Annotated in this window: 9 protein-coding genes and 3 pseudogenes; 6 read left to right on the plus strand and 6 right to left on the minus strand. The window is 71.8% G+C overall.

The genetic code is table 11. The annotated features are described in order from the left end of the window. Nucleotides 1-100: 100 nt before the first annotated feature. Nucleotides 101-809, plus strand: a pseudogene (locus ABZT06_RS42000) (IS5 family transposase); the annotation flags it as partial. A gap of 279 nt (nucleotides 810-1,088) precedes the next feature. Here ABZT06_RS42000 and ABZT06_RS42005 read toward each other — a convergent pair. Together ABZT06_RS42005 and ABZT06_RS42010 are read right to left on the minus strand one after the other, a co-directional pair. After that, nucleotides 1,089-1,346 (minus strand): annotated as a pseudogene (locus ABZT06_RS42005) (transposase); the annotation flags it as partial. Nucleotides 1,347-1,423: 77 nt separating this feature from the next. Continuing rightward, entirely contained in the window at nucleotides 1,424-1,657 is a 234-nt protein-coding gene (locus ABZT06_RS42010; RefSeq protein WP_355753202.1) for a LuxR C-terminal-related transcriptional regulator, read from the minus strand. Nucleotides 1,658-1,947: 290 nt separating this feature from the next. Between ABZT06_RS42010 and ABZT06_RS42015 the strand changes: the two genes are divergently transcribed. The 4 genes from ABZT06_RS42015 (at nucleotide 1,948) to ABZT06_RS42030 (ending at nucleotide 6,106) form a co-directional block, all read left to right on the plus strand. Further along, complete coding sequence (locus ABZT06_RS42015; RefSeq protein WP_355753204.1) at nucleotides 1,948-3,351, plus strand: FAD-binding oxidoreductase; 1,404 nt, start codon at nucleotides 1,948-1,950, stop codon at nucleotides 3,349-3,351. A gap of 280 nt (nucleotides 3,352-3,631) precedes the next feature. Next, nucleotides 3,632-4,432 (plus strand): GNAT family N-acetyltransferase, encoded by an 801-nt coding sequence (locus tag ABZT06_RS42020; protein ID WP_355753206.1) that lies wholly within the window; start codon nucleotides 3,632-3,634, stop codon nucleotides 4,430-4,432. 3 nt (nucleotides 4,433-4,435) lie between these two features. After that, nucleotides 4,436-5,080 (plus strand): peptide deformylase, encoded by a 645-nt coding sequence (locus ABZT06_RS42025; protein ID WP_355753208.1) that lies wholly within the window; start codon nucleotides 4,436-4,438, stop codon nucleotides 5,078-5,080. Between the two features lie 132 nt (nucleotides 5,081-5,212). Next, nucleotides 5,213-6,106 carry a Bax inhibitor-1/YccA family protein gene (locus ABZT06_RS42030; protein ID WP_355753210.1) on the plus strand — a complete coding sequence of 298 codons (894 nt, stop codon included), beginning with the start codon at nucleotides 5,213-5,215 and terminating at the stop codon, nucleotides 6,104-6,106. Here ABZT06_RS42030 and ABZT06_RS42035 read toward each other — a convergent pair. Then, the gene (locus ABZT06_RS42035; RefSeq protein WP_355753211.1) at nucleotides 6,100-6,684 is read right to left on the minus strand and encodes a TetR/AcrR family transcriptional regulator; all 585 of its coding nucleotides are present in this window, start codon (nucleotides 6,682-6,684) and stop codon (nucleotides 6,100-6,102) included. The genes ABZT06_RS42030 and ABZT06_RS42035 overlap by 7 nt on opposite strands. A gap of 153 nt (nucleotides 6,685-6,837) precedes the next feature. On the opposite strand from ABZT06_RS42035, the gene ABZT06_RS42040 reads away from it, so the two are divergent. Next, nucleotides 6,838-7,233, plus strand: a complete 396-nt coding sequence (locus ABZT06_RS42040; protein ID WP_355753214.1) for a hypothetical protein — start codon at nucleotides 6,838-6,840, stop codon at nucleotides 7,231-7,233. A gap of 358 nt (nucleotides 7,234-7,591) precedes the next feature. Here ABZT06_RS42040 and ABZT06_RS42045 read toward each other — a convergent pair whose 3' ends face one another. From ABZT06_RS42045 to ABZT06_RS42055, 3 genes and pseudogenes are all read right to left on the minus strand, one after another. Beyond that, complete coding sequence (locus ABZT06_RS42045; protein WP_355753216.1) at nucleotides 7,592-8,689, minus strand: alpha/beta fold hydrolase; 1,098 nt, start codon at nucleotides 8,687-8,689, stop codon at nucleotides 7,592-7,594. Between the two features lie 105 nt (nucleotides 8,690-8,794). Then, complete coding sequence (locus tag ABZT06_RS42050; protein ID WP_355753218.1) at nucleotides 8,795-9,673, minus strand: helix-turn-helix transcriptional regulator; 879 nt, start codon at nucleotides 9,671-9,673, stop codon at nucleotides 8,795-8,797. Between the two features lie 121 nt (nucleotides 9,674-9,794). Continuing rightward, nucleotides 9,795-9,931, minus strand: a pseudogene (locus ABZT06_RS42055) (alpha/beta hydrolase); the annotation flags it as partial.

Here is a 9,931-nt window from a genome sequence, read left to right on the forward strand (position 1 = left end):
AGGGCGCGCACCCCAGATGCGGGCCGACACCGGGACAACGGGGGGCCTGGGGCATCGAGGCGCCTAGGGTCTGTTTTCAAAGATCATCACGTGATGGATCATGGTCGGGTGGTACGCCGTCATGCACTCACCGATGGAGTGGGAGTTTCTCGCTGCACTCATACCGCGGGCCGCGACAGGCCGTCCGCGGGTGGAGGACCGGCAGGTCGTCAACGGGATGGTCTACAAGATCCGGACCGGTGTCTCCTGGCGTGACCTGCCGGAACGCTACGGATCGTGGCAGATCGACTCCACCATCGTGGGTGCCCACCGGCACGCCGCCGCGACAGGCCAAAAAAAGGGGGATCCACCGGTCGGACGGACCGGGCGATCACGCCCTCGGCCGATCCAGAGGCGGACTGACCAGCAAAGTCCACCTCGCCTGTGACGGACACGGGCGGCCCCTCGCCATCCTGCTGACACCTGGCCAACGCCACGACAGCATCTGCGCACGCCCCCTCCTCGAACGGATCCGGGTCCCACGCACCGGCCGCGGACGTCCCCGGTGCAGGCCCGACCGGGTCGTCGCGGACAAGGCCCACAGCTCTCGCGGCTTCCGCGCCTACCTGCGCAGACGCGGCATCGCACACACCATTTGCGAGAAGACCGACCAGCAGCGACACCGCCACCACCGCGGCCATCGCGGCCATCGCGGAGGCCGGCCACCGGCATTCGACCGGCAGACCTGTCGCCGCCGCAACGTAAATGAGCGCTGCTTCAACCGCCTCAAGGGCTTCCGAGCCATTGCCACCAGATACGACAGGACCGCCACCTCCTACGCAGCAGCGGTCAGTCTCGCGTCGTTCCCGCTCTGGGCAAGCCTGCGCGTCCGGAGAAGTGGGCGCAGTGGTACGCCGAGTACCTCATGCGGGAGCAGTGACAACCTGTTCCCGATCCGCGCGGGCATGGAACTGCGCTGGATCCGCTGGGTGCCGAGGGCGTTGACGGCGGTGACCGTCTACCTGAACTGGAACGCGTCGGACAGCATGGCCGGCCGTCTCGGGCACGCGGCCCTCACGCTGCTGTGGGTGATCTTTTGCTCCTCCCGGTCTGATCCGGTCGTGTTCGCTGATGGTTTCGGGGCGTCGGATGGTTTTGCCCACGTCGTAGCGGGTCGCTGGTTCTTCGAGCCGAGTGGCCTGCCGGGGCCTGGCCCGGTGGGTTTCGGCGCACGGACCGGGCCAGGCAGGGCAGCGCTGGCGGAGGTTTCTGAACCCCCGGCGGACCCGGGCCGGGGTGAGCCTGTTCGGTTTCACCGGTCGTTCCCAAGGGCGGCGGATGCCCTCGGCGAGTGGCCGGGCGAGACGGGGTGCACAAGCTGAGCCGCGGTCGGTACGAGCGGTCCACGCGCCGGGCGGGAGTGCCGCCCGGCCCGGGTGAGCGCTCAGGATGTCGTCCCGGTCATGCCGGCGCGGTGGACGAGCAGGGCGATCCGCACCCGGTTGTCGAGGTCGAGCTTGGCCAGGATGTGCGAGATGTGGCTCTTGACGGTGGTCACGCTCATGTGGAGACGCCGGGCGATCCCGGCGTTGGACTTTCCGTGGCTGACGGCGAGGGCCACCTCGTGCTCCCGCTCCTCTTGCAGGGACAGCCGCTGTCGCGCGTCCGGAGCGGCCATCTGCTCGGGTGCGGGCCGTCTCGGTGACGGCGCCGATGAGCTGGCCCAGGGCTGCCGGTGACATCACCGGTTCCCCCACGGCGGCCTGTCCCCGGCCTGTACCGCCCGCCGCCCATGAGACGACGCCCACACACCTGTGAACACATCCATGTGAACGGCGAAGGGTGTTCGGCTCGTGTCCATCACGTCAGGTATCGACACCCGTCGCCTGTTTCCGCGCCGCTCCGCGCGGTCGTGCCACCGGGTGTTCCGCGTGTGTGAGTGAGGTTGCGATCAAGATGAGTGCGGATATGTCTGGTGCGGCGGATGTGCGGCTGAGCCCGCAGGACGTGGTGGAGCTGCGGCACTCCGTCACCGGCCCGGTCCTGGAGCCGGGTGCGGTGGGCTACGAGGCGGAATGCGCCACGTTCAACCTGGTCTGCCCCCTGCGCCCGGCCGTCGTGGTCGGCGCGAGCAGCGAGCGGGACGTGGTGACGGCGGTCCGCTTCGCCGCCCAGCACGGCCTGCCGGTCGCGGTGAAGACCGCCGCCCACCAGGTGGTGGCCCCGGCGGAGGGCGGCCTGCTGATCACGACGCAGCGCATGAAGGGCGTCTTTGTCGACGCGCAGAACGGCACCGTACGGGTCGAGGCGGGCGTGCGCTGGAGCGAGGTGCTGCCGCTCGCGGCGGAGACCGGCCTGGCCCCGGTCGTCGGCTCGGCACCCGAGGTCGGCGTCGTCGGCTACACGCTGGGCGGCGGCCAGAGCCCGCTGCTGGGCCGCACACACGGCTACGCCGCCGACCACGTACGACGGCTGAACGTCGTCACGGCGGACGGCGAACTGCGCCGGGTGACCCCGCAGAGCGACCCGGACCTGTACTGGGCGCTGCTGGGCGCCAAGGGCAACTTCGGTGTCGTCACCGAGATCGAGTTCGAGGTCTTCCCGGTCACCCGTTTCTACGGCGGCGGCATCTACTTCGCCGGCGAGCACCTGCCGCAGGTGCTGGACGCCTGGCGGGCCTGGCTGCCCACCGTGGGGGAGGACATGACCTCCTCCGTCGGCGTCCAGCGGCTGCCCGACCTCCCGGAACTGCCCGACCCGTTGCGCGGCGCCTTCGTGATCCACCTGCGGATCGGCTACCTCGGCTCGACGGCCGACGGCGAACGGCTCATCGAGCCGCTGCGGGCGTCCGCGCCGGCCCTCGTCGACCTCGTGGGGGAGAAGCCGTTCACCGCGATCGGGGAGATCCACATGGACCCCGTCGACGCGATGCCGTACTACGACCGCAGCCTCGGCCTGCGGGAGTTCTCCGAGAAGACCGCGCAGACCCTCGTGGAGCTGACCGGCCCGGAGTCGGGATGCACCCTGGTGAACGTCGAGATACGGGCGCTCGGCGGCGCCTTCGACCGGGAACCGGAGTTCCCCAACTCGGTGCCCAGCCGCGGCCTTCCGTACGTCATGTTCGGCTTCGCGGTGGGCGGCCCGGACCAGGCGGAGCCGCTGCGGGCCGAGCTGGCGCGGGTCTTCGACGGCCTGGCCCCCTGGGCGGCCGAGCAGAACCTGGTGAACTTCCTCTCGCCGGACGAGGCGACCGACACCGAGGGAGTGCGCGAGCTGTACGGGGCGGAGCGGTACGAGCGGCTGGCCGCGCTGAAGAAGACATACGACCCGGCCAACGTCTTCCGCTTCAACTACAACATCACCCCCGCCTGATGGCGCCGCAGGTACTCCGGCTCCAGATGAACCACGGGCCCCTCGCTCGGTGAACCCGCGGCCTCCCCGCATCCGTGTCAAGGGCGGCGGGTTCTCGTCGTCGGCCGGGGCGGGGACCAGGCGGCCGTTTTCGGATGGTCGTCATCCGGGCATGCCGTGCGCCGGGTTCCCCGCCCGTCCCCGCTGTGGGGCGAGGACGGACAGGAGGGGAACCCGGTGCCGCCGACCCCGCCGGTCGTTGAACCGATGACGTACACACACAACAGATGAGGGAGTTGCGGTGACGGATCTCGCGGACGCGGTCGAATCAGTGGCCCAACTGTCCACGGTCTGGCGCGCCATGGTGCTCGACCGGGACGAGCAGGCGGACGTCCGCGACCTGCCGGGCATCGCCGTGCGCTGGGCGGACTGCCGCTTCGCCTTCTGGAACGCGATCACCCTCAACGAGGTCGGCGCGGACCAGGAACTGCTGGAAAAGCGCCTGCACCAGGCCGCGGACATCATGCGGTCGAAGCAGCGGCCCGGCTTCCTGTGGCTGTTCGAGGACCTGCTCGCGGACGACGTACGCGCCACACTCGACGAGGTGGCACAGCGTGCGGGCCTCGTCCACGCCTTCCCCGGCACCGGCATGGCCGGCGACCTGCTGCCCGTCCCCGAGCCCCACCACCCGGAGCTCACCTTCCAGCGGGTCACCACCGACGCACAGCTCACAGCCTACGCCGACATCAACTCCCGCGCCTACGGCTTCGACCTGGAGGACGGTCGCGACGGGCTGGCCGGCTCCGCCCTGTGGAAGCAGGAGGTGTACGCCTACCTGGCGCTGCGGGACGGCACCCCGGTCGCGTGCGCCGCGACCGTCGAGGCCCAGGGCTGCCTGTTCGTGATCCTCGTCGCCACCGACCCGGCCCAGCAACGCCGCGGCTACGGCGAGGCGGTGACCCGCAAGGCGCTGTACGAGGGCGCCCGCGCCACCGGCCTGACCCGGGCCACCCTGCACGCGACCGTGGCCGGGGCGCCCGTGTACCCGAGGATCGGCTTCGAGCCGAACTCCCCCCTGCACTTCTACACCTTGGGGAGCTGACCCATGACCACCCACACCACGCCCCCGCGGTTGTCCGAGCACGTCGAGCAACTCCTCGCGCCCGGCGGCCCGTTGCCCATCGTCGCCGCCGGAGACCCGGTGCTGCGCGGCATCACCGAGCCGTACGACGGCCAGCTCGACGACACCCTGCTGGAGCGCTTCGTGCAAGCGCTGCGCACGACGATGCTCGACGCCCCGGGCGTCGGCCTGGCCGCGCCCCAGGTGGGCGTTCCGCTGAGCATCGCGGTGGTGGAGGACCGGGCCCGCGGACCCCGCGAGGTCCTTGAGGCCCGCGGCCGCACACCTCTGCCCTTCCGGGTGCTGATCAACCCCACCTATGAGCCGGAAGGCGACACCCTGGCGTCGTTCTTCGAGGGCTGCCTGAGCGTGCCGGGCTGGCAGGCGGTGGTGGCCCGGCACGCCCGGGTACGGCTGCGGGGGCGGGACGAGCACGGGCGGGAGATCGACGAGGAGTTCACCGGCTGGCCGGCCCGCATCGTGCAGCACGAGTGCGACCACCTCGACGGCACGCTCTATCTGGACGTGGCCCAGCCGCGCTCGCTGTCGACGAATGAGGCGGTCGCCGAGCGCTGGTCGCAGCCCACCCCCGAGGTGGCCGCCCGGGAGCTGGGATTCGAGCTCCCGTGACTGCCGGCCCCCGTTGGGGGCAGGGCGGTGCATTGCACCGTCAACTGACTGATGTGCGGCGTTTGTCCGTTCATGCAGGCTGACGGCAGCCGACGCCTCCGGCGTGTCCCGACACGGAGAAGGGGACCTGGCGTGACACCGGTCGAGCAGAACCGTTCGCTGAAGAGCAGCAACCCGATCCTCGCCCAGCCGCAGTTCGAGCGGCGGGGCGGGCAGAAGACGGCGGCCAGGGACCCGCGCGCGGGGATCGCCGTCGGACCAGGCCGCAGCGCGCCGGGCCAGGACCTCGACCAGGTCCACGGCAACGACACCGACCCACTGCCCCTGTCCGTCGGCAACCTGCTGACGATGGCCGACGTCCTGCCCCGCTGGCTGGCAGGGCTCGGGGTGACGGCCCTCGCCGTCACCCTGTGGTGGGTCCTGCTGCCCCATCTGCCCGTCGGCACCGCCGCGGCCTACGCCATCGCCGCCGGCACCGGACTGCTCGGCACGGCACTGGTGGTGATCCAGTGCCGCCGCAGACTGCCGTCGCCGGCCCTGACCCTGACGTTCGCCACCCTGCAAGGCAGTTGTCTGGGCGTGCTCTCCACCACGGCGTTCAGCCGCCTCTCCCCGGGCCTGCTCGTCCAGACCGTCCTCGGGACCATGGCGACCTCCGCGGGAGTCCTCCTCGCCCACCGGCTGCGCTGGATGCGCGTGCACCGGCGGCGGTACGGCTACGTGGGTGCCGTGGTGGTCGCCGGGTGCCTCGTCGCGCTCGCGGACACGGCCCTGTTGCCCCTCATGGGCGCCGACGGCCTGGGCCTGCGCTCCATCGGCCTGGGCGTCCTCATGGGCGTGGTGGGCATCGCCCTCGCGGTGTCCTTCGTGCCCCTGCACCTGCGAAGGATCGAGGACGCCCTCACCCACGGCACCCCCCGCGACCAGCGCTGGCCGGCCGCGTTCGGGCTCACCCTCAGCCTGACCTGGCTGTACGTGGAGACGGTCAGGCTGCTCACCCTCTACCCGGCCGACGACTTCTACTGATCCCGGTCCTGGCTCTGCTCCCGGCCCTCCGGCCGGAGCTCGGGGCACAGCCCCCGCATCAGCACGTCGAAAAGCCGCTCGGCCCGCGTCCCTTCCTCGCTTTTCGCGCCCACCCGCCACAGCGGACCGAGCAGGACGAGCACGTCCTCCGCCGTCGTCCCCGGTGCGATGGTCCCGGCGGCCACATTGGCCGCCACCAGCGCTGACAGGGCCTCCGACAGCGGCCGGTACGCCCGTGGGCACTGCTCCGTCACGGCCTCGCAGGCCCCGCTCATCGCGTCGGCGAACTCCGGCGTGCACCGGCCGACGTACAGCAGGCGGCGCAGCCAGGCGCACAGGGCGCGCTGCGGGGACAGACTGCCCAGGAGGTCGGGCACGGCGGCCACCAGTTCCTCGACCTCCTCCCCGTACACCTCGAGCACCAGCGACTCACGGGTGGGGAAGTGGCGATAGAGCGTGCCCTGGCCCACGCCCGCCCTGCGCGCGATGGACTTCAACGAGGTGTCGCCGGGAGCGGCGAGCACCTCCGCCGCCGCCTCCAGGATGCGCATACGGTTGGACAGCGCGTCCGATCTCATCGATGCTCCGGTCCCTCTCCGTCGGGGCGCACACATTTCTCTGATCCCCGTCGAGACACGTATTCTCACTGCAACCTACACCGACATGTGCTCGGGCGGACGCCCGGACACACGTCACCCATGATCATGCCGAGCAGAAGGCCATCGCATCCCATGTCCCATGACACAGTCGTTCCCGGCGCCGCCCCGCGGCGGCACACCTCGGCCGTGGAACGGCTGGCCGAGCTGACCGCAGTCCTCGGTGCGGACCTCGACCAGGGCCGCTGGGCCCCCGGACCGCTGGAACGAGCCCTGGCGGGGCGCCTGCTGATGGCCTGCGCCGGGGACGGTCAGTTCACCCCGGTGCGGTTGCGCGAGACCCTCTGGGAGGGCAGCGTCGCCCTGACGTACGCGGGAGGGGGCCGCCTCACCCGCCTCCTGTCCGCGCTGCACGAGGTGACCGCGCAGCCGGCTCCTCAGGCCGATGGGGAGACCTCGTCGGCCGCCGCCGAGGAGCTGTTGGAACGTATCGCCGCGGGCACTGCCGGGCAGGACGACGGCCGGTTCTGAGCCGAGCCCGCAGTCAGATGACGGATGTCCTCGATTCCCGTGTCCGGAAGACTCTGGGCCACGAAGTACGTACCGGGCGCGGAGGGGGAGAGGGCATGACGAGACATGACAGGTTCAGCCGACCGGGCGGCGGCCCCTCGCCGGTCACGACGTCACCGGCCGGACAGCGGCCCCATGGCCACCGCCCGGCCCGGCCCGCCCTCGCGCTGGTACCGGGCACAGGCGCCGCCGCCCGGATGGAGCTGTCGACGCTGACCCGGCAGCCCATGCCCGGCGACGTGCGGGGCGCGATCGTGATTCCGGTGCACGGCACCCTCATGGCCACCTGGGTACCGTTGGAAGACCCCTCGCGCATACCTCAGGGCCGCGTCCTGCTGACCTGGATGGCTGCGGGCGAGGACCGGACCGACGTCACGGCCCATCTGGGCCTCGCCGGTGCCCAGGTGCTGCTGGCGGTCTGGCCGGGGCTGCGCGGCGAAGGTCCGACGTGGTCCAGCCCACCGTCGCCGAGGTGACGGAACTGCATGCCGCGCTCCGTCTGGCCACCGTGGTGCTGGACCGTCTCACGGACTGACCGCGCCGCGGTCCCACGGGAGTACCACCGGTGCCCTCGGCGTACGCGGCAGTGCCGCGTACGAGCAGCCGCAGGCCAGTCACACGTGTGAACAGAACGCCCTGGGAGGGGCGGCGGGGGACGGGCGGGTGTCGCGGAGGAATCCGGTGAGGATCTCCAGCGTGCGGTCCGGCTCCTCGAAGGTCGACGCGTGACCGCCCCGCACGGCGGCCAGTCGCGCCGCAGGCAGCCCGTCCGCGAGGCCCACCGAATGCTTCGGCGCCACGAACCGGTCCCCGGCGGCCGCCACGACCAGTGTGGGCGCCATGACCGAGGGAAGGTCACGCGGCGGACGTCGACGTCGAGGGCGAGGGCGATCTGCCGGGCGGTGCCGGGCGCGGTCGTCATCAGCCGGGAGGCGAGGTACTGGACCGTCTCCGGTGTGCGGGTGGCCAGATAGTCCTCGGAGAAGGCCAGCGAGGTCAGGAAGGCGCGCAACTGGTCGTCGTGGCGGGCGAGCAGCGACGCCCAGGCCTCCAGCCTGAGCCCCAGCGAGGGGTGCGGCCGGGCGAAGCCGGACAGGGTGACCAGACCGCGCACCCGGTCGGGATGACGGGCGGCGACCTTGATGGCGACGGCCGCACCGAGCGAGGGCCCGGCGATCACGAAGTCGCTCAACCCGGCCCGCTCCGCCGTGGCCACCACCTGGTCGGCCACGGCATCGATCTGCAGACGGCCGACGGGAAACGCGCCGCCCCCGGCCCCGGGCAGGTCGGCGAGGACGACGGTGTGCTCGGCAGCCAGGCCGGCGAGCAGCGTCTCCCAGGTCAGGGCCGAGGTGCCGCCGACACCGGGCAGGAGCACCAGACCGGGCCCGCTGCCACGGACGTCGTACGCGAGCATGCGCCACCTCTCTCACCTGTGCCCGGGGGAGCAGGAGCCGCAGGAGTTGCGCTCAGCTCCATGAGCTTCCCTAGGAGCACGAGTCAGGGTGGTGCGCGGGTTCACCTACACGGATCTGTCCCGGGCCGCCTCGGGCGCGGCCGGCTTCGCGGTCCAGGAGGTGAGGATGCGCAGGGCGTCGTGGGAGGGGCTGCCGGGTTCGGCGGTGAGGACCATCAGGCGTTGCCCTGAGCCGTCGCCTCCGGACCAGGTGTCGCAGTCGAGGGTGAGGTCGCCGACCAGGGGGTGGCGGTAGTTCTTGGTGCCGTGGGTGGCGCTGTTGACGTGCTGCTGGGCCCACCAGGTGCGGAAGTCGGTGTCCTGGATGGTCAGGTCGCCGACGAGGCGCGCGAGGTCCGGGTCGTCGGTGTCGGCGGCGGCTTCCATGCGTAGCGCGGCGACCGCGTCCCGGGCGTCATGGGCCCATTCGCGGTGCAGGTCGCGGATCTGGGGGTCGAGGAACATCAGGCGCAGGTAGTTGCGCCGGGCTCCCGGGACGGCGGCGAAGTCGGTGTAGAGGGCGGTCGCGGCGGCATTCCAGGCGAGGATGTCCAGGCGCTTGCCGAGCACCAGGGCGGGGACGTGGGGGAGCTGGTCGAGCAGGCGGCGCATGGCGGGACGCACCCGCTGCACGGGGCGGCGACGGCTCGGACGGGTGTCGGCGCGACCGGCGACCCTGTACAGGTAGCGCTGCTGGTCCTCGTCCAGGCGCAGGGCGCGGGCCAGCGCGGTGAGCACGGGGGCGGAGGCGCGGACGCGGCCCTGCTCCAGGCGGGTGTAGTAGTCCACGCTGATCGCGGCGAGCCGGGCGACCTCCTCGCGCCGCAGCCCCGCGACCCGGCGGACGGAGTCCGTCTCGGGCAGGCCGCACTCACGCGGGTCCAGTTGCGCCCGACGGGCTCGGAGGAACGCGCCGAGCGCCCGGGGATCGGAGTGTGAGGTCATGGGTTCATTCTCCCGCAGTTCGCACACCTGTGAGGTGCTGCCGATCACACCTGTGAGCCGCTTCTTAGGTGTGACATGACCGAGGGCGGCAGGATGAGGCATCCCGCCGCCCTCCGGGGTGTCAGCGGACGGTGGCGCGGGCGGCGCGCTCGATCACGTTCGCCACCAGGCGGGGGTGGGAGACGGCGACGGAGTGGGAGGCGGCGACCTCGGTGGTGTGGGCGTGGGCGCGCTTGGCCATGAAGCGCTGCACGGCCG

The sequence above is a fragment of the Streptomyces sp. NPDC005483 genome (assembly GCF_040606035.1).
GTDB lineage: Bacteria > Actinomycetota > Actinomycetes > Streptomycetales > Streptomycetaceae > Streptomyces.

Excerpts from the sequence above, each read along its gene's own strand:
- ABZT06_RS42010 (WP_355753202.1), bottom strand. The coding sequence starts at position 1,657 with ATGGCCGCTCCGGACGCGCGACAGCGGCTGTCCCTGCAAGAGGAGCGG.
- ABZT06_RS42015 (WP_355753204.1), top strand. The coding sequence starts at position 1,948 with ATGTCTGGTGCGGCGGATGTGCGGCTGAGCCCGCAGGACGTGGTGGAG.
- ABZT06_RS42025 (WP_355753208.1), top strand. The coding sequence starts at position 4,436 with ATGACCACCCACACCACGCCCCCGCGGTTGTCCGAGCACGTCGAGCAA.
- ABZT06_RS42035 (WP_355753211.1), bottom strand. The coding sequence starts at position 6,684 with ATGAGATCGGACGCGCTGTCCAACCGTATGCGCATCCTGGAGGCGGCG.
- ABZT06_RS42040 (WP_355753214.1), top strand. The coding sequence starts at position 6,838 with ATGTCCCATGACACAGTCGTTCCCGGCGCCGCCCCGCGGCGGCACACC.
- ABZT06_RS42045 (WP_355753216.1), bottom strand. The coding sequence starts at position 8,689 with ATGCTCGCGTACGACGTCCGTGGCAGCGGGCCCGGTCTGGTGCTCCTG.
- ABZT06_RS42050 (WP_355753218.1), bottom strand. The coding sequence starts at position 9,673 with ATGACCTCACACTCCGATCCCCGGGCGCTCGGCGCGTTCCTCCGAGCC.